Genomic DNA, 23,304 nt, shown 5'->3' with positions numbered 1-23,304 from the left:
GAGCTGTTGCAGTCGCATTGTTTACGAACCCAGTCGCCGGGCCACCAGGGTAGCACTGTGCTCCACGGCGATGCTGCTGCCGGCCCCTTCCAATCCCCCTTCGATCTGCAGTTTGCACCCTGGGCAATCGACTGCCACGATCCTGGCTCCGGTCGCCCTGATACTCTCCAGCTTATTCTTCAGGACCTCCTGGGAAATCTCCGGATACTTGATGGCATAGGAACCGCCAAAGCCGCAGCACTTGTCGCAATCGGCCATCTCCCTGATCTCTGCCCCGACCAGTTCGCGCAGCACCCTTCGCGGTTCCTCGTGGACACCGCACCCCCGTTTCAGATGACAGGCGTCGTGATAGGTGACCTGCGCGGTTTCGTCGTCATCCGTTGCCGTTACGGGCGCAGTTCCGATCTTTTGCGCGACCAGTTCGGAATAGTTGCAGACCTTTGCTGCCAGCTCCCTGGAGCGCGCCGCATAGACCGGGTCATCTGCCAGCAGTTTCGGGAAGTCATGCCGGAGCGACATGGTGCAGGTGGGGCAGATGGTTGCCACATATGCGGCGTCCCCGGCGAGCAGTACGTCGGTATTGATCCGGGCCATATCCCTGGCAACATCCATTTCGCCGGAGTAGCGGGCCGGGATGCCGCAGCAGGTCTGTTCAGCGGGGAAGGAGACACGGTAGCCGAGTTTTCCCAGGCTTTCCACGGTCTCCGTGCAGAGCTCCGGGTAGACGAAGTCGGCAAGACAGCCGGAATAGAAGAGCACCTTTTCGCCGGAGCCTCCGGTTTCTCCCTTCTGCACCAGGTCGCGGAACGGCTTCTCGGCGATGGGGGGGAGGGAGCGGTTGGCAGTTTCCCGGTTAAGAATCAGCGGGAGGTGGCGAATCCGGCCACCCTCGCTCTGGAACGGCTTTTGCGCCAGGTAGAGTGCGCGCAGGGTGGTATGGAACAGGCGGCGGTTTTTCATCAGGGTGCTAAAGAGAAACTTCTGGCCCACCGGCTTCCTGATCCTGTCGCGCAGATCGACGATCAGCCCCTCGATGTCGATCCGGGCGGCGCAGACCTCATTGCATTTCCGGCAGCCGATGCAGAGCTTGAGGATCTCCTCGGCATTCTCGAAACCGTGAAAGAAGGGGGTAAGAACCAGGCCGATGCCGCCGACGTAGATGTGGCCGAATACGTGCCCGCCGACAATCTCGTAGATGGGGCAGACATTGGCGCAGGCACCGCATTTGACGCACTGCAGCGCCTCGCCGAAGACCGGATCGGCAGCGAGTTCGGTCCGGCCGTTGTCCAGGAGGACGATATGCAGTTCCCGCCCGGCGTCGTTTCCCGGCCCCTTGATGAGCGAGACATAGGACGTGATCTTCTGGCCGGTGGCGTTCTTCGGCAGAATGTTGATGACGTCCAGGGCCTCGGCAAACGACGGTACGATCTTTTCAACGCCGATCAACGCGATATGGGTCTGGGGGAGGGTGGTTACCAGCCGTCCATTCCCCTCATTGGTCATGATGGCGATGGCGCCGCTGTCGGCAAGCGCCGCATTGGCGCCCGACAGCCCGACCTGTCCGGCCAGAAAGCCGCTGCGAAGCGTTTCTCTGGCTGTCCGGACCAGCAGGGGGATGTCGGGGGGGCACTCCGTGCCGGTTTCCCGCGAGAAAAGCTCCGCCACCTCTTCACGGTTTTTGTGGATGGCCGGCATGACCATGTGTGACGGGCGTTCACCGGCCAGCTGGATGATCCATTCTCCCAGGTCAGTCTCCAGGCAGCGAACGCCGTGCCTTTCCAGGAACTGGTTCAGTTCGATCTCCTCCGAGGTCATGGACTTGGACTTGATCAGGAAGTCGGTCCCCTTGGCCTTGACGATCTCAAGGATGTCCCGGTTTGCCTCGGCCGTGGTGCGGCAGAGGTGGACCGTGGCGCCGCTGGCCTCGGCGCTGGCGGTGAATTCACGGATCAATGCCGGCAGACGTTTCAGTCCTTTCTCCTTACCTTCGGCAATGCGGGTTCGTAGCGCTTCGAAATCGATCCCCTCGAATGCCTTGGCCCGTGCCACCGGATAGGCAGCGGCAAAATTCTTCAGTGTCTTGCGCAGAAAAAGGTTGTTGATCTTCTGCCGGATTATTTCCTTCCCCATTACACATCCTCCATGAGTAGCACATGCAGTTCCCTGGGGCCGTGTACCCCGATCGTCAGTACCCGTTCGATATCGGCGGTCCGGCTCGGTCCGGTGGTGATGGAAAGATAGGTGCTACCCGCTGAAGCAAGTCGCGTACAGACGATTTCACCAAGTTCGGCCAGTGTCGGGACAATAGCGGATTCGTTCAGAAAGACCGCGTGCACGGGGGAGAGCGCGGTGGCGCTACGGGCAGTCGGGTCGGTGAGTTCGAGGAGAAGGCTGCCCGTATCGGCTATGGCTGCGATCGCGCAGCTAACGGCAACCTCTGTCGCGGCATAGGCCTTTGGTTCTGCGAATGCCCCTGGGGCAAACGCCTCGGCGATGGCAGGTGGAAGAGCGGATGCTGCAATCGGGCCGTCGGACAGGGTTTGTAAATAGGCGACTGCCTCATGAATAGTGGAAAATCGTTTTACTGTAGCTCCGACCGCTTCGGCAGCTGTTTGGAAAGTGGTAAGCATATTCACCTCTGGGAAAAAGGTAATGCCAAAACTGCATCTCAGGGTAATGTATGATAAAACCCATGTCAACAGATGATTGAGCGCTATATTGGAATTGTGTTGACATGTAGTGGGAAAATGGATAATTGGTAAGACAACCATGTAAAAATGATTTATATTATTGAAGAACTACGGCAATCCGCTGTATCTGTATTTAATGATCCCGATGCGGGAAATCTCGGGTTGGGTGCTCTCGTTGCCGGCGTACTGCGGCATTCATTTACATCTACTGCCGGCGTATAGCCCCCTGAGCAGCGGTCTGCCGACCAGGCAGCAGAAAAGGAGAGAAGGGGAATGAAGCCGAATTTTATCGCCGAGCTGACATCCGTCGTCGGCAGGGAGAACATCCTCACCGATAGGGAATCCCTGGCCTGTTACCAGTACGATGCAACACCTGAATTGTCCATGACACCGGGGGTTGTGATGTTGCCGGAACGAGGCGAGGATGTGGCGCGAATCCTGATCCTCTGCAGCGAGAACGGGGTTGCGGTTACCCCCCGCGGCTCCGGCACCGGCCTCTCCGGCGGTTCGCTGGCAATCTCCGGCGGCGTGGTGCTGCAGACGAGCCGACTCAACCGGATACTGGAGATCGACGAGGAGAACCTGACCGCAACGGTGGAGACCGGGGTCGTCACCAGCGCCCTGCACCGGGAAGTGGAGGCGCGGGGGCTCTTTTACCCGCCTGATCCGGGGAGCATGAATATCTCCACCATGGGTGGAAATGTGGCGGAAAACTCGGGCGGCCTGCGGGGGCTCAAGTATGGGGTTACCGCCGATTACGTCATGGGGTTGACCACGGTCCTTCCCGGAGGGGAACTGCTGAAGACCGGCGGCAAGGCGGTGAAGAACGTTGCCGGCTACAACCTGAACGACCTGCTGGTTTCATCGGAAGGGACCCTGGGGATCTTTACCGAGATCATGGTCAAGCTGATCCCCATGCCCCGGACGAAACGAACCATGCTGGTCCATTTCCCCGAACTGGAGCAGGCAGCGATCAGCGTTTCCCGCATCATTGCCGCCCGGATCATCCCTGCCACCCTGGAGTTCCTGGACAAGGTGACCATCAGGTGCGTGGAGGACTATGCAAAGGTCGGACTCCCCTTGGATGTGGAGGCGGTACTGCTCATCGAGGTCGACGGTCATCCGGTGGTGGTTGCGGAAGAGGCTGCTGCCATTCGCGATATCTGCGAGAAGCAGCGCTGCTCCTATTTCCAGATCGCTGCAGACGCCGAAGAAGCGCTACGCCTCGCTACTGCCCGGCGTGTGGCGCTGTCGGCCCTGGCGCGGGTCAAGCCGACCACCATCCTGGAGGATGCCACGGTGCCGCGCAGCTGCATCGCACCGATGGTCAAGTTTATCCAGGAGACGGCGCGTAAATACGATCTCATGATCGGCACCTTCGGCCATGCCGGTGACGGCAATCTCCACCCCACCTGTCTCACCGACGAGCGCGATACCGACGAGATCGGACGGGCTCACCAGGCTTTCGCCGAGATATTCGAGGCTGCCATCGGCATGGGAGGGACCATCACCGGTGAGCATGGCGTCGGCATCGCGAAAAAGAGATATCTGCCCGGTCTGGTGGGGGAGTCGGGAATGACAATCATGCGGGGAATCAAGCAGGTATTCGATCCGCAAGGAATCTTGAATCCGGGGAAAGTCTTCTGACAGGCCATGGTTGAGGTTGAGAAAGCCCCTACCCCTACCTGTGAGCAGAGCGAACAAACGCCTTAACCTGGAGTCTTGCAATGGACTATGAACAGCTGATCAACTGCATGCGGTGCGGCATGTGTCTGCCACACTGCCCGACTTATAAGGAGACCTTCCTGGAGACCGCCTCGCCCCGCGGGCGGGTGGCTCTGGTGCGGAAGTTCCGGGAGGGGGAGCTGGATACCAGCGACCGGTTTCTGGAGTATCTCTCCCTCTGTCTCGACTGCCAGGCCTGTGCCACTGCCTGCCCCTGCGGGGTGAATGCGGGCGAACTGGTGGCCGAGTTCAAGTGCGAGAAAAAATGCGACGCCGGCCTGTCCATGATGGAAGAGCTCATTCTACGGAGGCTTCTGCCCCATCCGGACCGGCTTGAAGCGGCCACGGTGCCGCTACGGCTCTACCAGCGCTCGGGTCTGCAGCGCCTGGTCCGCAAGCTGGGGATGCTGAAGATGTTTCCCGAGACCCTGGCCCGCATGGAGGGGCTTTTGCCCGACCTGCCCGCAAGGCCGCTGCGCCGGGCACTCCAGGAGGTGACGCCGGCCCGGGGAGAGGAGCGGGGAACGGTCGGCTTTTTCCTCGGCTGCGTCATGAGCCTGGTCTTTTCCGAGGCGAGCCATGCAACGGTGCAGCTCCTTTCGGCACTCGGCTACAGGGTCGTCACGCCGAAAAACCAGAAGTGCTGCGGCGCCCCCCATATGCTTGCCGGCGACCGCAAGGGGCTCGACGAGATGGCACGTTTCAACACGGACCTGTTCAACGAGCTCGATGTCGACCTGATCGTCACGGACTGTGGTGGCTGCGGCGCGGAGCTGAAGAAGTATGCCTCCCATCTGCCCGGAGACCCCGGTGCTGTCGCTTTCAGCGCTAAGGTGCGCGATATCTCCCAGCTCCTTTTCACCGATGCGGAGATACTCCGGGAGAAGCTGCACCCCCTGCCGCTCAGGGTAACCTACCATGACCCCTGTCACATCGCCCACTGCCAGGGGATCAGGCGCGAGCCCCGCGAGCTCCTGAAGCTGATTCCCGGTCTGAGTTTTTGCGAGCTAGGGGAAGCAGACGCCTGTTGCGGCAGCGCCGGCACGTACAATATCGAAAAGCCTGAGATGTCGGACCGGGTGCTTGGGCGGAAGGTCGCCAACATTCGTTCTACCGGCGCTGAGTGTCTGGTTACGGGAAATCCCGGCTGCCTGCTGCAGCTGAAAAAAGGGCTTGCCGACGGTTCACCGGTGGTGGAGGTGCTTCATCTGGCCCAGCTGTTAGTCCGGAGTATGCAAGGTTAACCGTTTCAAACAGATTGCCAACATGACAGAAATGGTGTAATTGAAGAACGGTCCATACCCCGTTTTTATCTGTCGTGAGCGAAATGATATTCAAGCCGATCAAGCCGAAAAAAGTTTCCATGCAGATTGCCGAGCAGATCCGCACCTCCATCCTTGCCGGAGAATTCAGCCCTGGTGATAAGCTGCCTCCGGAGCGGGAACTGGCCGAACTGTTCGGCGTGTCGCGGCCATCGGTCCGCGAAGCCCTGAATATGCTCGCCTCGGCGGGTTTCGTGGAGTCCTACCAGGGTGGCGGGACTGTTGTCAAATCCCTTGTAGAAACCATTGCCGGCAACCCGCTTACCGAACTCGTCAAGGTCGAGCGGGAGCGTGCCCTGGATGTGATCGAGGTGCGCAAGGGGCTGGAGTCCTGGACCGCTTTTTACGCTGCTCAACGGGCGCTGCCCGACGATCTGCGCAAGCTGGAGAAGATCATCGAAGGGATGAGGCAGAACCTGGAGAGCGGTAAGCCCTCCGAGGACCTGGATGCAAATTTCCATATCCTGATTGCCAGGGCCACCCACAATATCGTCTGGCTGCATCTGATGCAGACGATCTTTGATGCCATGAAGGAGTTTCAGAAGACCGTCTGGCGCGCCGTCTATCTTACCTCTGAGGATCATCTCATCCTCTATGAGCACCATAGCGCAATCTATGAGGCTATACGGACCAGGGATGCCGAGATGGCTCGCGATGCCATGCTGAAGCACCTGGTTTTTGCCGAACAACGAAGCAGTATCTATATTCGCCAGTTCCAGAAGTGATGTTTACCCGATCTTCTGCAAAAAGGCCTTCCGGATTGATCCGGAGGGCCTTTTTGTTGGTGCGGGGTAAGGCCATGGCGCGGTCTGTCCCCGTACATTCAGTCGTCTTGGCTAGTGGGAAGGCATTTGTCCTTGAAGGAGCTGCATTTTTTGAGTATACTTACGCGATTTTCAGATCATGACACTTCCGTGGAGGGTGAAACAGTGATAGAGATGCTTGGTGACTGGAAACGAACCGATTATTGCGGCTGCCTGCGGGCTTCCGACATCGGCAGGGAAGTGGTGCTGATGGGGTGGGCACTGCGCAGACGCGATCATGGCGGGCTGATCTTCGTGGACCTGCGCGACCGTGAAGGACTGGCGCAGATAGTGTTCGATCCGGAGCAGAATGCCGAGGCCCATGAAAAGGCCGAAGCGATCCGCAACGAGTTCGTCGTGGCGGTCAAGGGGAAAGTGATCCCCCGCCCCGAAGGGACCGTTAATCCGGGGCTGATCACCGGCGAGGTCGAGGTGCTGGTATCCGAGTGCCGGATCCTTAACCGTTCCAAACCGCTCCCCTTTACCCTGGACGATTTCGTGGACGTGGCTGAGAATCTCCGTCTCAAATACCGTTACCTCGATCTGCGCAGGCCGCAGTTGCAATACAACCTCATCCTCAGGCACAAGGTCGCCCAGGTTACCCGTCAGTATCTGTCCGAGAACGGTTTCCTGGAGCTGGAGACGCCGTTCCTCACCAAGTCGACGCCTGAAGGCGCCCGGGACTTCCTGGTGCCGTCCCGCATAAACCAGGGGAACTTCTATGCGCTTCCCCAGTCGCCGCAGATCTTCAAGCAGATCCTGATGATCTCCGGCTATGACCGCTATTTCCAGGTCGTCCGCTGTTTCCGTGACGAAGACCTGCGGGCGGACCGCCAGCCAGAGTTCACCCAGATTGACTGCGAAATGTCGTTCATCGACCGGGAAGATATCATCAGCGTGATGGAAGGGCTCATAGCACGGATCTTCAAGGAGGCCAAAGTGGTCGATGTGGAGCTTCCGGTCGAGCGGATGACCTATGCCGAGTCGATCCGCCGTTTCGGGGTGGACAATCCTGATCTCCGCTTCGGTCTCGAACTCGTCGAATTGACCGACATCGTCAAAGGGGCCGGTTTCAAGGTTTTTGCCGATGTGGCAGCCGGGGGAGGCATCATCAAGGGGCTCAATGCCAAGGGGTGTGCCGGGTTCTCCCGCAAGGAGATCGACGATCTGACCGAATTCGCCAAGATCTACGGCGCCAAGGGGCTTGCCTATGTGAAGATCGAGAACGACACCTGGCATTCTCCCATAGCCAAGTTCTTCACCCCGGAAGAGATCGCCGCCATGAACCAGGCCTTCGGTGCCGAGGAGGGGGATCTGCTGCTCTTCGTGGCCGACAAGCCGAAGGTCGTCAATGATTCGCTCGGCAAGCTGCGCAACCACCTGGCCAACCTCCTTGGCCTCCTGGACAAGAACGTCTTTCGGTTCGTCTGGATTACCGACTTCCCGCTCCTTGAGTGGGACGATGATGAGAAGCGGTGGGCTGCGGTGCACCATCCGTTCACGGCCCCCATGGACGAGGATCTTGCCTATGTGGAGTCCGATCCGGGTCGCTGCCGCGCCAAGGCCTACGACCTGGTGCTCAACGGCAACGAGATCGGCGGCGGTTCAATCAGGATCCACCAGGAAGCGGTCCAATCCCTCATGTTCAAGATGCTCGGACATTCGGAAGAGGACAAGCGGGCCAAGTTCGGCTTCCTGCTCGACGCCCTCGAGTACGGGACCCCGCCCCACGGCGGTATTGCCTTTGGCATGGACCGTCTGGTCATGCTGCTCACCGGCAGTGACTCCATCCGGGACGTCATAGCATTTCCCAAGACCCAGAAAGGCACCTGTCTCATGTCCGAAGCTCCGTCAGCGGTGGACGCCAAACAGCTCAGGGAGCTGGGGATCAAGCTCGCGGTGAAGCAGCAGCCGTGATGGTGGCTGCATGACGGTCAGGTTCCTCATACTGTTGTTCATGCTGGTGCTTTTGGAGGGGTGTGCACCTCGCACACCCCTTTGGCATCTCCAGGCTAGCCAGATGCTGAACTCTGTCACCGTCGAAGGCGCCCCTGACCTGCTTCCTGCCGAATTCGCAAACCTTTCCGATACCTTTTCCCGAGGTGAGGTCTTTCTCAAGGCAGAGGAGGTGGAGGAGGCCGATCGTTTCTTCCAGCTCGCTCTCGTCAAAGGCGAACTGCTCAAAGAAAACCTCGTCGCCGAGAAAAAGCGGATCGCGGATGAGGAGCGCCTGCGCCGCGAAGAGGCTGAACGGATTGAACGTGAGCGGCTCCAGGCACTTGCCCTGGAAGAGGAGCGGCGCCGGCTGGCGGAAGAAGCTGCCCGGTTGAAAGCCGTGGAGCAGGCCCGTGCCGAGGCTGAGGCCCGCAGGCTCATGGAACGGGCGAAGCAGGTCAAGGAGATCCCCCTTCTGACCAGTTACACTGTCAAACGAGGTGAAACCCTGCCGCAGATCTCCGCCCAGCCAGGAGTCTATGGTGACGTCCTGCTCTGGCCCCTTCTCTACCGCGCCAACCGTGACCAGATCCGCAATCCCCGCCAGCTCTGGCCGGGACAGGTCCTTCGCATCCCGCGTAACCTGAGCCGCGATGATATCCAGGAAGCCCGCCGTTACGCCCAGGAGCGACGTCTGCACTAACCTGCCACATTTCCCCCTCTTGCCGCGATTCCGCGGTTTTTTGTTAATGAAATCAGTAATAAAACAACATTAGTTTGATTATTAAATGTTTTGCATTTTTTCTTGACAGGGTATGGTGATTTGTATACTGTATACAAACTTTTCGGTATATTACCGAAAATCGGTGGAGAGAAGCGGGTAGACGCTTTACATACCATAACGGCATCAGTGCTGATTATCATTTTAGGGAAAGGAGATTTCGATACGGAAGATTCCTGAGACTGAAACGATCATGATGGTGTATATAGCAGTCTGTAAGCGACCTTTCTAGGCCTCTGGCGGCACAGCATAAATACTAAGGAGAGAACATGACAACACAAAAGATTATCTGGTCGAAAATCGATGAAGCACCTGCTCTGGCAACGTACTCCCTGCTCCCTATCGTTAATGCCTTCACCAAGGCTGCCGGCGTTGTCGTGGAAACAAGGGACATCTCTGTTGCCGGAAGAATTATCGCCAATTTCCCCGAATATCTGACCGAGAGTCAGAGAATGCCCGACTATCTGGCCGAACTGGGCGATCTCACCCAGAAGCTTGAAGCCAATATCATAAAGCTGCCCAACGTCAGCGCTTCGATCCCGCAGTTGAAGGCAGCTATCAAGGAACTTCAGGATAAAGGCTACAAGCTCCCAGATTACCCGGAAGAGCCGAAGACCGATGAAGAAAAAGCCCTTCATGCACGGTATGCCAAGTGTCTGGGAAGCGCCGTAAACCCCGTGCTCAGAGAGGGTAACTCCGACAGGAGATCAGCCAAGGCGGTAAAGGAATACGCCAAAAAACATCCGCACAAGATGGGTGCCTGGGCACCGGAGTGCAAGACCCATGTGTCGTGGATGGATTGCTGCGATTTCTATGCGAATGAAAAGTCATTTACTATGGACAAGGCCGGCAATGTGAAGATCGAGTTCGTCGATCAGGCCGGGAAGGTTACTGTTCTGAAAGAGAAACTCCCTCTTCTGGCTGGAGAGGTCTTTGACGGGACGTTCCTGAGTGTACGTGCCCTGCGCAAATTCATTGAAGAGCAGATCGAAGACGCAAAGCAGAAGGGCGTGCTGTTCTCCGTGCACCTCAAGGCCACCATGATGAAGATCTCCGATCCGATCATGTTCGGTCATTTCGTATCCGTTTTCTTCAAGGATGTGTTTGAGAAGCATGCCGCAACCTTCAAGGAGCTGGGTGTCAACCCGGATCTCGGTCTGGGCGACCTCTACCTGAAACTTGCGAAATTGCCTGAAGCCAAACGGGCCGAAATCGAAGCGGATATCCAGGAGACCTACAAGAAGAGACCGCCTCTGGCGATGGTGGATTCGGACAAGGGTATCACCAACCTGCATGCCAGCAACGATATCATTATCGATGCCTCCATGCCGGTCGTTATCCGTGACTCCGGCGGGATGTGGGGTCCGGACGGCAAGCTTCACGATGTGAAGTGCGTCATCCCCGATCGCTGCTATTCGAGGTGGTACCAGGTCTGTATCGATTTCTGCAAGAAGAACGGGCAGTTCGATCCCACCACCATGGGCTCCACCTCCAACGTCGGTCTCATGGCCCAGAAGGCCGAGGAATACGGCTCACACGACAAGACCTTCAAAATGCCGGCAAACGGTACGGTGCGTGTTCTTGATGAATCCGGCGCAGTGCTGATGCAGCACACCGTCGAAGAAGGCGATATCTGGCGCGGCTGTCAGGCAAAAGACCTGCCGATCCAGGATTGGGTCAAGCTGGCGGTGCGCAGAGCGCGGGCAACCGGTGCTCCGGCAATATTCTGGCTGGATAAGGAACGGGCTCACGATGCCCAGATGATCCTCAAGGTCAACAAGTATCTGAAGGATCATGACACCAGTGGTCTGGATATTCGTATCATGGCCCCGGTCGACGCGATGCTCTTTACGTGTGAAAGGGCCAAAGCCGGTCAGGATACTATTACGGTAACCGGCAACGCCCTGAGAGATTACCTCACTGACCTCTTCCCGATTCTTGAACTGGGTACCAGCGCCAAGATGCTCTCCATCGTGCCTCTTCTGGCCGGCGGCGGTCTCTTCGAGACCGGTGCAGGCGGTTCGGCTCCCAAGCATGTCCAGCAGTTCGTTCAGGAAGGGTACCTGCGGTGGGATTCGCTCGGCGAGTTCCTGGCGCTGGCCGTATCTCTGGAGCATCTGGCAGCTACCTTCAAAAATGAAAAGGCACAGCTCCTGGCAGATACTCTTGATCAGGCCAACACCAAATTCCTGGATCAAAACAAGAACCCGGCACGTAAGGTCGGTCAGATCGATAACCGCGGCAGCCATTTCTATCTCGCAATGTACTGGGCCGAAGCTCTGGCAGCGCAGACCAAGGATCCTGAACTTGCCGCACGTTTTGCCAAGGTAGCGAAGCAGCTTCAGGAAAATGAAGAGAAGATCAATGCTGAACTGATCGGTGCCCAGGGCAAGCCGCAGGATATCGGCGGTTATTTCATGCCGGATCCCAGCAAGACTGAAAAAGCAATGCGTCCCAGCGCAACGTTGAATGCAATAGTGGATGCTATCGCATAACGGTAGAAGGAAGAATCAAAATCCAAACAAGGAGGAAGTCATGGCAAGAAAGAAGATTTCATTAATCGGTGGTGGTCAGATCGGTGGCGTTCTTGCTCAGCTTTGCGCACTGCGTGAACTGGGTGACGTAGTAATGTTCGATATCGTGGAAGGCCTGCCCCAGGGCAAGATGCTCGATATCGCCGAAGTCGGTTCTGTTGACCGTTTCGATGCAGCCCTCAAAGGGACCAACAGCTACGAAGACATCAAGGATTCCGATGTCGTCATCGTGACTGCAGGCCTCCCGCGCAAGCCCGGCATGAGCCGCGACGACCTGATCGAGGTCAACTCCAAGATCATGACGTCCGTTGCCGAAGGGATCAAGCAGTTTGCTCCCAAAGCCATCGTCATCGTCATCTCCAACCCGCTTGACGCCATGGTTACCCTCTGCCAGAAGATCACCGGCTTCCCTTACAACCGCGTTATCGGCCAGGCAGGCGTACTCGATTCAGCCCGTTTCATCACCTTCATTGCCTGGGAACTGGGCGTTTCCGTCAAGGACGTGAACGCAATGACCCTCGGTGGCCATGGCGACGACATGGTACCGCTTGTTCGTTACGCCAGCGTCAACGGCATTCCCGTCATGGAACTCCTTGAGCGCAAGTACAAGGACAAAGCCAAGGCCAAGGAAGTCATGGAAGCAATGGTCAAGCGGACCCGTGGTGCAGGCGGCGAGGTTGTTGCTCTCCTCAAAACCGGTTCCGCATTCTACTCCCCGGCTTCTTCCGCCATTGCCATGGCGGAGTCGATCCTCAAGGATCAGAAGCGCGTACTCCCGACCTGCTGCTTCCTCCAGGGCGAGTTCGGCGTGAATGGCTACTACGTTGGCGTTCCTGCAGTTCTCGGCGAGAATGGTGTCGAGCAGATCCTTGAGTTCGCACTTGATGCAGAAGAGCAGGCCATGATGGACAAGTCGGTTGCTGCCGTGAAGGGTCTTGTCGACAGCATGAAGTAAACGAAACGATAAGCATCGTTTCACAGTTTTCCGTAAGCAAGAGAAGGGCTTCGGCCCTTCTTTTTGCTGTGTGCTCCACTATAGAACAGCGCTGGCCCGATCCGACGGTTTCGGAAACATTGTTCGATACCGGGCTTGCATTTTTTGTATACGCTGTGCTATAGTCTCACGGTTTCTCAGCCTGATCGGCTTCAATACACAAAAGGAGCGTATGTAGATGGAAAAGAAGCTTCCCACAATCGAGATCATCGAGAAGTATTGCAAGGGTTGCCACATCTGCGTCGAATTCTGCCCCAAGCAAGTCTTGGAAATGCGCGGATTTGTCGTGGCAGTCAAAGACCTGGAGGCCTGCATCAAGTGCATGCAGTGCGAACTCCGCTGCCCCGATTTCGCTATCAAGGTAACGGCGTAACCAATTTTATAGGAGGTATGTAACGTGGCTAAGAAAGTTGCTTTTCTTCAGGGTAACGAAGCTGCCGCTCACGGCGCTCTCTATGCCGGCTGTAAGTTTTTTGGCGGTTACCCGATCACCCCGTCCACAGAAGTTGCCGAAGTCATGTCGGCCGAGCTTCCGAAGGTGGGGGGTAAATTCATTCAGATGGAAGACGAGATCGGGGCCATGGCTGCCCTCATCGGCGCCTCCTTGACCGGTACCAAGGTTCTCACCTCCACTTCCGGTCCCGGCCTCTCTCTCAAGCAGGAAAATATCGGTTACGCCTGCATTACCGAAGTCCCCTGCGTTATCTTCAACGTCATGCGAGGTGGCCCGTCCACCGGTATGCCGACCGGTCCGTCCCAGTCCGACGTGATGTGCGCCAAGTGGGGCACCCACGGTGATCACCCGGCCATCTGCCTGGTTCCTGCTTCGGTGCAGGAAGTATATGAAGAGGTAGTCAGGGCATTCAACCTTGCCGAGAAGTACCGTACACCGGTCATGGTCATGCCTGACGAGATCGTTGCCCACATGCGCGAGCGGATCGTGTTCCCCGAGCCGGGCGAGCTGGAAGTCATCGACCGGACCGGACCCTCGGTTCCGCCCGAGCAATACAAGCCGTACGATACCTCCTTCGGTGATGTCCCGCCACTGGCCGCATTCGGTTCCGGGTACAAGTTCCACGTAACCGGCCTCAACAAGATGCAGGACGGCTTCCCGACCACCAAGGCCGAGATCGTTCAGGCAGAGGAAGAGCGTCAGGTTCGCAAGGTGGAAGCCAACAAGGCCGACATCATGAAGTGGGAAGAGTACCAGGTTGACGACGCCGAAATCATCGTTGTTGCCTATGGCTCCACATCTCGTTCTGCACGGTTTGCCGTGGACGAAGCCCGAAAAGCCGGTATCAAGGCTGGCCTGTTCCGTCTGATCACCTTCTGGCCCTTCCCGGAGGAGCGTCTTCTCGAACTTTCCAAGAAGGTCAAGGCATTCATTTCTCCGGAAATGAACCTCGGCATGTGTGCCGGCGTCATCAAAGGCTGCATCGAGGGGAATGCCCCTGTCCTCGGTATTTTCCGTGTTGACGGTGAACCGGTCAACCCGGGCCAGATCCTCGACAAGATGAAGGAGGTCAAGTAACCATGTCTTTTGATTATGATAAATGGATACGTCCCGGCAAGCTGCCGCACATCTGGTGTCCCGGCTGCGGCCATGGCATCGTCATGAAGGGGTTGATCCGGGCTCTGGATACCCTTCAGCTGAAGAAGGAAAACACGGCGATCGTATCGGGTATCGGCTGCGCTTCACGTTTGCCCGGCTACATGGACTGCTGCACCCTGCACACCGCACATGGCCGCGCTGCTGCCTTTGCCACCGGTGTGAAGATGGCACGTCCTGACATGAACGTCATCCTGTGCGGTGGCGACGGCGATGGTACCGCCATCGGCGGTAACCACTTCATCCATGCCTGCCGCCGCAACATCGACATGACCTACATCATCATGAACAACAAGATCTACGGCATGACTGGTGGTCAGTTCTCTCCCTGTACCCCGACCGGCGACAAGGCATCCACCACTCCGTACGGCAACCCCGATCCGGGTTTTGATATCGCCAAGCTCGCCATCGGCGCCGGCGCTTCGTTTGTTGCCCGTGGAACCGCCTTCCATGCGAACCAGATCGACAAGCTGATCGCAGAGGCCATTCAGCACAAAGGCTTCTCAGTGGTCGAAATCCTTGACGACTGCCCGACCACCTATGGTCGCCGCAACAAGTACAAGTCCGTCATCGAAATGATGAACAAGCTGAAGGAAATTGCTGTCCCGGTCAAGGCAGCTGAGAAGATGGACCCCGAGCAGCTGAAGGGGAAAGTCCTCACCGGTGTTCTCTACAAAGAGGACAAGCCCGAGTACTGCGAACAGTACCAGAAGGTCATCGAGCGGGCCCAGGGCGCTGCCAAGTAATCCACTTGCACTAAAGGAGAAACAATAATGGCTGGAAGATATGAGATTCGCTTTTCCGGCGCCGGTGGGCAGGGGCTGATCCTGGCCGGTGTCATCATGGCCGAGGCTGCTTCGATCTATGAAGGGATCCAGGCCGTTCAGTCCCAGAGCTATGGTCCGGAAGCCCGTGGTGGCGCCTCCAAGTCGGAGGTCATCATCTCTGACACTGCTATCGACTACCCAAAGGTGACCAAATGTGATGCTCTCCTTGCTCTTACTCAGGAGGCTTGCGACAAATATTCCCACGATCTCAAGGAAGGCGGGGTACTCCTGATTGACTCCGACCTCGTTCTGAGGCAACCGGAAGGGAATTTCAAGGTAACCAAGTTCAACATCACCAACACCGCCAAGCATGAAGTCGGTCGCGAGATCGTTACCAACATCGTTGCCCTTGGCGCCATGGTGGCTCTGACCGGCGTCGTCTCGAAAGAGAACGCTGAAAAAGCCGTTCTGGCTCGCGTTCCCGAGGCTTTCCTCGAACTGAACAAGAAAGCATTCAATATCGGCTACGATAAGGCTATGGCTGCTAAGGCCTAGGTCCAATCGTCCCGTTGTCATGAGAGCCCGACACACACAGTGTCGGGCTTTTTTTTATTCACTGATCATACTTTCTACTCGAAATACCTCAGTGTGGACATTGATTTCGAGAAAGTGGTTAGACGAGCCAACTGGGTTCGTAGATGCTGAACTAGGCAGCGGGTAATAGCGGACGGAATACGGCGCTGAAATGGATGGAATTTTGAAGGTGCTTGCGGGGGCGTGGATTTCGTGAAATCGAGAGATCCGTATCAGTTAGAGATATGCGGTGCCGGTGCGGGAAAAGGTACAGCAGGGCTTTTCCTTCGTTCGTTGCCGATATAGGTAGCGCGCTCCGTTTTACACGGCGCTTCCCTGGTCTGTTCAGAGCCCACCTTTACCCATTCATCGGATCGTGAAAACTCCGCGATCTTGCCGGTTACGATGAGATATTCCAGGCAGTAATCTTCGACGATATCGTAGTCATTGTCGCAGTAACGGACCAGGACGAGCATGATGATCCTCCGTAACTTCATTAAATATCACAGTATTCAGTATCGTCAACAGGTGGTAATACTTTAACGTATAAGGAGAAAACTGATTTAGCGTTGACAAAGACGTTGAAAAAGGCTACAAAGAAAATCCGCTCCGGGGTGAAACCCCTGCAGCAGCGGCGGCGTAGCCAAGTGGTAAGGCAGAGGTCTGCAAAACCTTTATTCAGCGGTTCAAATCCGCTCGCCGCCTCCATAATAATAAGCACTTAGATTAAGTTCTAAGTGCTTTTTTTGTACTGGCCGAAAATTGTCGCAAGAAGAAAATTGACCTCCAGCCATGGCTCTACCATCAACTATCTATCGGGTAACACTCCATCTTTCGGATATTGACCGCGGCATCTACGAATCAGTGCTGACGACCGTTGCCCAACATCCGTCGGAAACCGAAGAGCGACTGGTAGCCAGACTGCTGGCTCTGGCCATCTTTTACCAGCCGGGACTGACCTTCACGAAGGGGCTGAGCGCAACCGACGAGCCTGACTTCTGGGTCAAGGGTTCCGACGATAGAGTGCAACTCTGGGGAGAAGTCGGACTCCCCGACTCTGACCGGATCATCAAGGCGAGCCGCCACACCGACCGGGTCGTTCTTCTGGCGTGCGGCAGATCTCTGCACAACTGGAATCAACAACACCTCCCCAAACTGGAGAAACTTGCCAACCTGACCAGCGTCTGCCTTGATCAGGCATTCATCTCCAACCTCGCGGCACAGTTACATCGCTCCATTATCTGGTCGATTACCATCACCGAAGGTGTCCTCTATCTTGCGTCCGGCGAGCAGACCTACCAAACCACCATACTTTCGCATATCCGATAAATGAATAGACCGCCGGTAGGCTTGCCGATAACGCCGGTGCTTTCAAAACCATGAACCGCTGTATGCGGAATGCCCAATAGGTTCATTTCTCGGGGAAATCTCCCTCCTGAACAGGAAATCCCTTATATACATTTGTGTAAATATCACGATACATAAAACAACATCACGAGAAAAAGATGGCAATATCCGTGGTAATCGACTCGATGCTCCTCCCTCTGGACGATATGCAACCTTCGATGTCCGGCGCGAGGAATCCGTATCATCTGTTCTGAGGCTTCACTGCTGCATGGAGGCGTCATGATGAATTCACAAGACTGGAGCGACAAGCTTCTGGTCACCATGATCAATGCTGATCGCTCCGGTGCGGCGGAGATTATAGAACGGACTCTGGCTACAGGCATTGAGGCTCGTCAGGTGATTGCGGAAATCCTCGACCCGGCGATTGTTCAACTTGGGCGATTATGGGAAGAAGAGACCATGTCGCTGGCACAGAACTTTGTCGCGTCAAAAATTGCTGAAGACACTCTTCTCCGCTGTATCCCGAATATGACCGCTCATCCCCATTCAAAGGGGGCACTCGTGATCGGCAATATAGAGGATGATTTCCACAGCCTTGGTCGGAAGGCTGTCGGGTTGTTTCTGAGTGCCGCCGGCTGGGATGTTCATGATCTGGGGAATGACGTGCCCGCGGAGGAACTCCTGGAAAAGGCGCTGGAGGTCGATGCCTGCGTCATAGGCGCTTCAGCCATGATGCAGACTACGGCATTGAACATACGCAAATTGCGTCAGTTGATCGATAAGCGCGGACTGGCCTACCGGATCAAGCTGGCGGTGGGTGGTGCCGTGTTCAACTGGCGACCGGATCTGGTGGCAGAAGTGGGCGGCGACGGTACGGCGCACAATGCAGTCGGGGCCGATGAGCTGTTCATGCGGCTGCAGGCCGAGGTGTTGAGATGAATCCATATCAGCGCGTGATGAATACCCTGGTAGGGCAACCGGTGGACCGTCCTCCGGTTTTTGCCGTTCTGGGGGCGTACGGCGGTAGATTGACGAACACCGGCCTGCGGGCCATTTTCAGCGACGCGTCTGCGTACGTTGCAGGACAAAGGGCGTTGCAGGAAACATTCGGTTTTGATCTGGTCATGACCCCGTTCATTTTCACTGCAATCTCGGAAGCCTTTGGCGGAGTGACCGCCTGGAGCGACGACCAGGTTCCCAACATGAAACGTCCTGGAGCGCGCGGTCCTGTCGAGGCGCTTGCCTTGCCGCTGCCCAACCCTCTTGTGGCCGGGCAGCTGTCCGTTGTCCTGGAAGCTACGCGACAATTGGCAGACCTTTACAAGGGACAGGTACCGATCATCGCCGTTGTACCGGGGCCCGGCATCATGCCGTCCCTGATAATCGGTATGGAGCAGTGGATGGAGACTGTCTTGTTCGATGAACCGCTTGCCCGGAAGCTGCTCGATCATACTGCCCCGTTTTTTATCTCGTGGGCCAATGCTCTCTTGGCGGCTGGTGCCGACTGCCTGGTCGTCACCGAGGGGATGGCAACGGCCGAGATCGCGCCGCGTTCCCTGTTTGCCGAACGCTTTCTACCGCTGTTGGCCTCAACCTTTGCGCAGATCCCCGGGCCGAAGGTGCTGCATCACACCGGTGGCAGCATGAACCATAACCTGGATCTGCTCCCCGGTCTGGATGGCCTGGTCGGGGTTGCAGTCGGCTCGAAAGACGACCTTGCCGAGGCGAGACGGCTCATTGGCCCGGATCTGAACTTGATCGGGAATCTGGACAACCTGAGCTTTCCCGCCCTCTCTGCCGATGCCGTCTATTCCATGAGCCAGGCTTGCCTGCGGACGGCCGCACCTTCCGGCCACTACATACTGGCAAATGCCGGTGCGGACATCCCGCTGACGACGCCGTCCGAGAACCTGCTGGCAATGCGGGCGGCTGTTACAGACTATCCTGCGGTGCGGGGACATGGGTCATGAGCGATCGCACGATCTGGCTCAGTTGTGGTGTGGTGAGCGCCGAGATGGAGGAATTGCAGCGCCGTGGATTGATCGAGGGTGAGCTGTTGTTTCTTGATTCCATGTTCCATATGGACCCTCAGCAACTGGAAGCAGAGCTGACTGCAACGCTTGAGCAGAATAGGGGGCGTTGTGGCTGCCTTGTCCTGGTCTACGGTGACTGCTCGGCCCGGATGCTCGACCTGGTCCGCCGTTACCATGTGGGCAGAGTTGCCGTTATCAACTGTGCCCAATTGCTGGTTGGCCGGGATCGCTACCGCAAGTTGATGGGGGAAAAGGCCTTTCTGGTCCTCCCTGAATGGGCGCGGCGCTGGGAGCAGATCATGAAGAATGAGCTTGGACTGAACCGAGCGGTGGCGCACGACCTGATGGGAGACAATTGCGGGGTACTGGTCTATCTCGACACCGGCCTGCTTCCGGTGCCGGAGCAGCAGTTGCAGGAGTTTTCATCCTATACCGGTCTGCCCGTGCGGATAGACACGGTTTCCCTGGATACCATGCTGGCGACCCTGCTGGCGGCACGGGAAGAGGCCTGTTCAGAAGGGCAGCACGAGGAATCGGCATGAGTGCGACGGAACCCTGCACACTTTCCTCGCCGGCAGCCCAGTTGATGGCCATCGAGGTCATTACCGAACTTCTGGTTTCCACATCGCCGCAGAAACTGGGTGAGGTCCTGACCGATCACCTGCGCGAACTGAGCGGCGCCAGGACCGTGATGGTCCTAGCCCATCGTAAAAGGCCTGAAAGAGATAGCCTGTTGCATGTCAGTCCGCTGCGGAGATTCGATCTCTTTGCACCAGCGGAGCTCGATCTGTTTTGCCTTGAGCATACCCCTGGAGAACTGCCGTACTCTCCGGACGGACTTCCCGCAGATCTTCCCTTGAAGGGAGTGCTGGTGCGGGCAGGCATCCAGTCTGTCGCACGGTTTCCGCTGCGTGCCGCCGGCGAACTGATCGGCATGCTGCTCCTGTTTGATCTGCCGGGGATTGACCGCATCGCCGAGACAAACCAGATCATCCATCTCCTTTCATCGCCGATTGCCCTTGCCCTGAAAAACGCCCTGGCATTCCGCCAGATCGAACAGCAGGCAAAGGAACTGGAAAAGCGGGTAGTGGAGCGTACCGCCGAGCTCAACACGGCACAGATGCTCTTCAGGTCGGCCATTTACAATTCGCCGATTCCCATCATGATTCACGATGAAGACAACAGGGTTTTGCAACTCAGTCTCGGCTGGACGACCCTTTCCGGCTACACCCTGGAAGATATCCCGACGCTGGCCGATTGGACCGAACGTGCCTACGGGGAGCGGTCAGAGAGCATAAAGGCATATATCGATAACCTTTTCGAGATTGACCGGACGGTCGATAACGGGGAATGGACGATAACGGCGAAAAACGGCGCGAAAAGGATCTGGCACTTCCAGGCCACACCATTGGGAAAAGTCGGCAACGGCAAGCGCGTTCTCCTCAGCATTGCAGTCGACATCACCGAGCAGAAACTGAACGAAGAGTCTTTGCGCAAGAGTGAGGAACGGCACCGGACTATCCTGCGAACGGCCATGGACGGCATCTGGCTGATGGATTTGCAGGGGCGCTTCCTTGAGGTTAATGAGACCTATTGCCGCATGAGCGGTTACAGCATGCACGAGCTTTTGACGTTGACCGTGCATGATATCGAGGCCATGGAAACAAGAGATGACGCTGCTGCCCATATTCAAATTGTTGTCGAACAGGGCAATGATCGCTTCGAGACCAGGCACCGCCGTAAGGATGGGTCTGTGTATGACGTCGAAGTCAGTGCACAGTTCCGGCCGGTTGAGGGTGGGCAAATTGTGAGCTTTGTCCAGGATATTTCCGAGCGGAAACGTGCAGAGGCAGAGAAAGCCGCACTTGAAGGCCAGCTCAGACAGGCCCAGAAGATGGAGTCCATCGGCCGTCTGGCCGGCGGAGTGGCCCATGATTTCAACAATATGCTGGGAGTCATCCTGGGCCATACGGAAATTGGGCTCCTGAGAATGGACCCTTCCCATCACCTCTTTGCGCAACTTGTAGAAATCCGCAAGGCAGCGGAGCGTTCTGCCGACCTTACACGGCAGTTACTGGCCTTTGCCCGGAAACAGACGGTCACACCCAAGGTCATCGATCTCAACGAGACTGTTGGGGAGATGCTTCAGATGCTGCAACGGCTCATCGGAGAGGATATTACGCTCACTTTCAGGCCGGCACCCGATCTCTGGCCGGTGATGATGGACCCGTCACAGGTAGACCAGATCCTTGCCAATCTGTGCGTTAATGCCCGGGACGCCATCGAGGACACCGGCCGGATTGCCATAGTCACGGAAAACTGCAGTGTCGATGCCGCCTATTGCGCCCATAACCCGGACGCGGAGCCGCGGGAGTATGTGCGGCTTGCCGTGAGCGACGACGGCTGCGGCATGGACAGGGAGACGCAGAGCCACATATTCGAACCGTTTTACACGACCAAGGAAATGGGGAAGGGGACCGGTCTGGGGCTGGCAACAGTCTATGGTGCAGTCAGGCAGAACAGCGGTTTCATCAACATCTACAGCGAACCGGGACAGGGCTCTACCTTTTCGGTCTATCTCCCCCGCCATGCAGGGAAGATTCATGAGGTGCAGCCAGAGGCTGCTTCGTCCCCGGTTCAGCGCGGCCATGAGACCATTCTGCTGGTGGAGGACGAACCGGCCATCCTGGAAATAACTTCCATGATGTTGGAGGAGCAGGGGTATGCCGTCCTGGCGGCGACAACCCCGGGCGAGGCGATCCAGTTTGCCAGGGAACACGTCGGGGAGATCAACCTGCTCATGACCGACGTGATCATGCCGGAAATGAACGGCCGCGATCTGGCCAAAAACCTCCTTACCCTCTATCCCCGCATGAAGCGCCTCTTCATGTCAGGCTATACGGCCGACATCATAGCCCACCACGGCGTGCTGGATGCAGGGGCTCATTTCATCCAGAAACCGTTCTCGCTTGCCAACATGACGGAGAAGGTCCGCCTGGTGCTGGACAGCCCGTAACTGCAGGGCACAGTGGTGATTGTGCGGGGTAGGGTCAGCGGTGGGTAGGTTTCTCGATGCAGTCCAAGAGATGTCTGAGGGGAATCCGCTCGTCGTCGCGCCGCCAGGCAGCTGCAAACTGGACCGGTTCGAGCTTTTCCTGCACCGGGATAAAGACCGCGTGGGGATGGGGGAGGGTGGCGACATCGGCCGGCATCAGGCATACCCCTGCTCCGGAACCGATCATTGCCAGCACCTCCACCAGGCTGTCCGCCTTGTAGCGGAAACTGGGCTTGAATCCCCCCACCATGCAGGCGTCGACGATAGTCTGGTTTCTGCCGGGAAAGCTCTGCTCGTTGTAGCCGATGAAATCGTTCCCGGCAAGTTCTTCCACCCTGATGAATTTCCTGCCTGCCAGGGGGTGCTGCACAGGTAAGACTGCATGCTCCTCCAGGGTAAACAAGTTTCTCACCTCGAACTCATCCCGTACCGCCCCGCAGGGATTCCCGAGCAGGGCCACGTCGATCAGCCGTTTCCTCAGGGCATGGGCCTGCTCTGCCGGCGATAGTTCATGAATCCGTACCTGCATTTCCGGATAGAGCTCACGGAACGATCGCAACGCCTCTCCTAGAAACGGGTCCAATGACGAGGCAATGAAGCCGATATTCAACGCGGCTCCCGCCTCGGGCAGATTCCCGATGACCCTTTTTGCCTCGTTGCAGATATCCAGGATCTGGCGTCCATACACCAGCAGCTTTTCGCCCGCAGTGGTCAAGCTGAGGCCAAATCGCTCCCGGATGAAGAGCTGCGTCCCCAGTTCGCCTTCGAGATCGCGGATCAGGCGGCTCATGGCTGGCTGGGAGACGTTCAGCCGGCGTGATGCCTTGCTGATATTGAGCTCTTCCGCAGCAGCGATGAAGTATCTGATATGGCGAAGTTCCATGGGGTAAAGCTATAACAAAAAGACATACCTGACAATAGAAAAGAGTATGGGGAAGGATCCGGTGAAGTGCGCTAGAGTTTAATTAAAGAAGATCCGATCGATTCTTAATGATGAGATGCATCGCAGAACTGCTCGATCCGGCAAAGGGTACATTGGAGCACGGTGGTCCTATGGGGAAGGCGTGGAGTATGCCTAAACCATATGCAGGGCACACTGCCGAGCAGGGCTGGAGAAGCGGCGTACTGAGCAGCAC

The 23,304-nt window shown here is 57.0% G+C and carries 20 protein-coding genes and 1 tRNA gene; 17 read left to right on the top strand and 4 right to left on the bottom strand.

All coding sequences use genetic code 11. The features are described 5' to 3' along the window. Nucleotides 1–21: 21 nt before the first annotated feature. Complete coding sequence (locus GJT30_02730; protein ID MSM38525.1) at nt 22–2,130, bottom strand: hypothetical protein; 2,109 nt, start codon at nt 2,128–2,130, stop codon at nt 22–24. Then, the gene (locus GJT30_02725; GenBank protein MSM38524.1) at nt 2,130–2,630 is read right to left on the bottom strand and encodes a lactate utilization protein; all 501 of its coding nucleotides are present in this window, start codon (nt 2,628–2,630) and stop codon (nt 2,130–2,132) included. The genes GJT30_02730 and GJT30_02725 overlap by 1 nt, the downstream gene beginning before the upstream one ends. Before the next feature lie 333 nt (nt 2,631–2,963). Between GJT30_02725 and GJT30_02720 the strand changes: the two genes are divergently transcribed. The 11 genes from GJT30_02720 to GJT30_02670 all read left to right on the top strand — a co-directional run bounded on the left by GJT30_02720 (nt 2,964) and on the right by GJT30_02670 (nt 15,715). Then, nucleotides 2,964–4,337 (top strand): FAD-binding protein, encoded by a 1,374-nt coding sequence (locus tag GJT30_02720; protein MSM38523.1) that lies wholly within the window; start codon nt 2,964–2,966, stop codon nt 4,335–4,337. Nucleotides 4,338–4,417: 80 nt separating this feature from the next. Beyond that, nucleotides 4,418–5,659, top strand: a complete 1,242-nt coding sequence (locus GJT30_02715) for a 4Fe-4S dicluster domain-containing protein (protein ID MSM38522.1) — start codon at nt 4,418–4,420, stop codon at nt 5,657–5,659. Between the two features lie 83 nt (nt 5,660–5,742). Further along, nucleotides 5,743–6,462 (top strand): GntR family transcriptional regulator, encoded by a 720-nt coding sequence (locus GJT30_02710; GenBank protein ID MSM38521.1) that lies wholly within the window; start codon nt 5,743–5,745, stop codon nt 6,460–6,462. A gap of 204 nt (nt 6,463–6,666) precedes the next feature. Beyond that, on the top strand, nt 6,667–8,457 hold the full coding sequence (aspS, locus tag GJT30_02705) for an aspartate--tRNA ligase (protein MSM38520.1): 1,791 nt from the start codon (nt 6,667–6,669) through the stop codon (nt 8,455–8,457). A 10-nt stretch (nt 8,458–8,467) separates the two neighbouring features. Continuing rightward, entirely contained in the window at nt 8,468–9,178 is a 711-nt protein-coding gene (locus tag GJT30_02700) for a LysM peptidoglycan-binding domain-containing protein (protein MSM38519.1), read from the top strand. 347 nt (nt 9,179–9,525) lie between these two features. Continuing rightward, on the top strand, nt 9,526–11,751 hold the full coding sequence (locus GJT30_02695; GenBank protein ID MSM38518.1) for an NADP-dependent isocitrate dehydrogenase: 2,226 nt from the start codon (nt 9,526–9,528) through the stop codon (nt 11,749–11,751). 40 nt (nt 11,752–11,791) lie between these two features. Continuing rightward, nucleotides 11,792–12,745, top strand: a complete 954-nt coding sequence (mdh, locus tag GJT30_02690; protein ID MSM38517.1) for a malate dehydrogenase — start codon at nt 11,792–11,794, stop codon at nt 12,743–12,745. 217 nt (nt 12,746–12,962) lie between these two features. Beyond that, complete coding sequence (locus GJT30_02685) at nt 12,963–13,157, top strand: 4Fe-4S dicluster domain-containing protein (protein ID MSM38516.1); 195 nt, start codon at nt 12,963–12,965, stop codon at nt 13,155–13,157. A 24-nt stretch (nt 13,158–13,181) separates the two neighbouring features. Next, a complete protein-coding gene (locus GJT30_02680) occupies nt 13,182–14,315 on the top strand; it encodes a 2-oxoacid:acceptor oxidoreductase subunit alpha (protein MSM38515.1) in 1,134 nt (377 codons plus the stop codon). A 2-nt stretch (nt 14,316–14,317) separates the two neighbouring features. After that, the gene (locus tag GJT30_02675) at nt 14,318–15,139 is read left to right on the top strand and encodes a 2-oxoacid:ferredoxin oxidoreductase subunit beta (protein MSM38514.1); all 822 of its coding nucleotides are present in this window, start codon (nt 14,318–14,320) and stop codon (nt 15,137–15,139) included. A gap of 27 nt (nt 15,140–15,166) precedes the next feature. Next, the gene (locus tag GJT30_02670; GenBank protein MSM38513.1) at nt 15,167–15,715 is read left to right on the top strand and encodes a 2-oxoacid:ferredoxin oxidoreductase subunit gamma; all 549 of its coding nucleotides are present in this window, start codon (nt 15,167–15,169) and stop codon (nt 15,713–15,715) included. A 251-nt stretch (nt 15,716–15,966) separates the two neighbouring features. Here GJT30_02670 and GJT30_02665 read toward each other — a convergent pair whose 3' ends face one another. Continuing rightward, nucleotides 15,967–16,209, bottom strand: coding sequence for a hypothetical protein (locus GJT30_02665; protein ID MSM38512.1), 243 nt, complete (start codon nt 16,207–16,209; stop codon nt 15,967–15,969). Nucleotides 16,210–16,366: 157 nt separating this feature from the next. Between GJT30_02665 and GJT30_02660 the strand changes: the two genes are divergently transcribed. From GJT30_02660 to GJT30_02635, 6 genes are all read left to right on the top strand, one after another. Next, a tRNA-Cys gene (locus tag GJT30_02660) sits at nt 16,367–16,441 on the top strand. Nucleotides 16,442–16,525: 84 nt separating this feature from the next. Continuing rightward, nucleotides 16,526–17,062 carry a hypothetical protein gene (locus GJT30_02655; GenBank protein MSM38511.1) on the top strand — a complete coding sequence of 179 codons (537 nt, stop codon included), beginning with the start codon at nt 16,526–16,528 and terminating at the stop codon, nt 17,060–17,062. A gap of 297 nt (nt 17,063–17,359) precedes the next feature. Further along, complete coding sequence (locus GJT30_02650; protein ID MSM38510.1) at nt 17,360–18,019, top strand: corrinoid-binding protein; 660 nt, start codon at nt 17,360–17,362, stop codon at nt 18,017–18,019. Continuing rightward, nucleotides 18,016–19,050, top strand: a complete 1,035-nt coding sequence (locus GJT30_02645; protein MSM38509.1) for a hypothetical protein — start codon at nt 18,016–18,018, stop codon at nt 19,048–19,050. The genes GJT30_02650 and GJT30_02645 overlap by 4 nt, the downstream gene beginning before the upstream one ends. Beyond that, nucleotides 19,047–19,655 (top strand): DUF1638 domain-containing protein, encoded by a 609-nt coding sequence (locus GJT30_02640; protein MSM38508.1) that lies wholly within the window; start codon nt 19,047–19,049, stop codon nt 19,653–19,655. The genes GJT30_02645 and GJT30_02640 overlap by 4 nt, the downstream gene beginning before the upstream one ends. Continuing rightward, entirely contained in the window at nt 19,652–22,129 is a 2,478-nt protein-coding gene (locus GJT30_02635; GenBank protein MSM38507.1) for a PAS domain S-box protein, read from the top strand. Before GJT30_02640 ends, GJT30_02635 begins: the two co-directional genes overlap by 4 nt. Before the next feature lie 34 nt (nt 22,130–22,163). Here the strand turns inward: GJT30_02635 and GJT30_02630 are convergent, their stop codons facing one another. Next, nucleotides 22,164–23,051 carry a LysR family transcriptional regulator gene (locus tag GJT30_02630; protein ID MSM38506.1) on the bottom strand — a complete coding sequence of 296 codons (888 nt, stop codon included), beginning with the start codon at nt 23,049–23,051 and terminating at the stop codon, nt 22,164–22,166. Nucleotides 23,052–23,304 lie beyond the last annotated feature (253 nt).

The organism is Geobacter sp., from assembly GCA_009684525.1.
Lineage (GTDB): Bacteria > Desulfobacterota > Desulfuromonadia > Geobacterales > DSM-12255 > Geoanaerobacter.
Note: the sequence above shows the minus strand (reverse complement) of the source record. Positions and strands in the feature narration are given on the sequence as shown.

Coding starts and splice junctions, on each gene's coding strand:
- GJT30_02730 (MSM38525.1), bottom strand. CDS start 2,130: ATGGGGAAGGAAATAATCCGGCAGAAGATCAACAACCTTTTTCTGCGC.
- GJT30_02725 (MSM38524.1), bottom strand. CDS start 2,630: ATGCTTACCACTTTCCAAACAGCTGCCGAAGCGGTCGGAGCTACAGTA.
- GJT30_02720 (MSM38523.1), top strand. CDS start 2,964: ATGAAGCCGAATTTTATCGCCGAGCTGACATCCGTCGTCGGCAGGGAG.
- GJT30_02715 (MSM38522.1), top strand. CDS start 4,418: ATGGACTATGAACAGCTGATCAACTGCATGCGGTGCGGCATGTGTCTG.
- GJT30_02710 (MSM38521.1), top strand. CDS start 5,743: ATGATATTCAAGCCGATCAAGCCGAAAAAAGTTTCCATGCAGATTGCC.
- GJT30_02700 (MSM38519.1), top strand. CDS start 8,468: ATGACGGTCAGGTTCCTCATACTGTTGTTCATGCTGGTGCTTTTGGAG.
- GJT30_02695 (MSM38518.1), top strand. CDS start 9,526: ATGACAACACAAAAGATTATCTGGTCGAAAATCGATGAAGCACCTGCT.
- mdh (MSM38517.1), top strand. CDS start 11,792: ATGGCAAGAAAGAAGATTTCATTAATCGGTGGTGGTCAGATCGGTGGC.
- GJT30_02685 (MSM38516.1), top strand. CDS start 12,963: ATGGAAAAGAAGCTTCCCACAATCGAGATCATCGAGAAGTATTGCAAG.
- GJT30_02675 (MSM38514.1), top strand. CDS start 14,318: ATGTCTTTTGATTATGATAAATGGATACGTCCCGGCAAGCTGCCGCAC.
- GJT30_02670 (MSM38513.1), top strand. CDS start 15,167: ATGGCTGGAAGATATGAGATTCGCTTTTCCGGCGCCGGTGGGCAGGGG.
- GJT30_02665 (MSM38512.1), bottom strand. CDS start 16,209: ATGCTCGTCCTGGTCCGTTACTGCGACAATGACTACGATATCGTCGAA.
- GJT30_02655 (MSM38511.1), top strand. CDS start 16,526: ATGGCTCTACCATCAACTATCTATCGGGTAACACTCCATCTTTCGGAT.
- GJT30_02650 (MSM38510.1), top strand. CDS start 17,360: ATGATGAATTCACAAGACTGGAGCGACAAGCTTCTGGTCACCATGATC.
- GJT30_02645 (MSM38509.1), top strand. CDS start 18,016: ATGAATCCATATCAGCGCGTGATGAATACCCTGGTAGGGCAACCGGTG.
- GJT30_02640 (MSM38508.1), top strand. CDS start 19,047: ATGAGCGATCGCACGATCTGGCTCAGTTGTGGTGTGGTGAGCGCCGAG.
- GJT30_02635 (MSM38507.1), top strand. CDS start 19,652: ATGAGTGCGACGGAACCCTGCACACTTTCCTCGCCGGCAGCCCAGTTG.
- GJT30_02630 (MSM38506.1), bottom strand. CDS start 23,051: ATGGAACTTCGCCATATCAGATACTTCATCGCTGCTGCGGAAGAGCTC.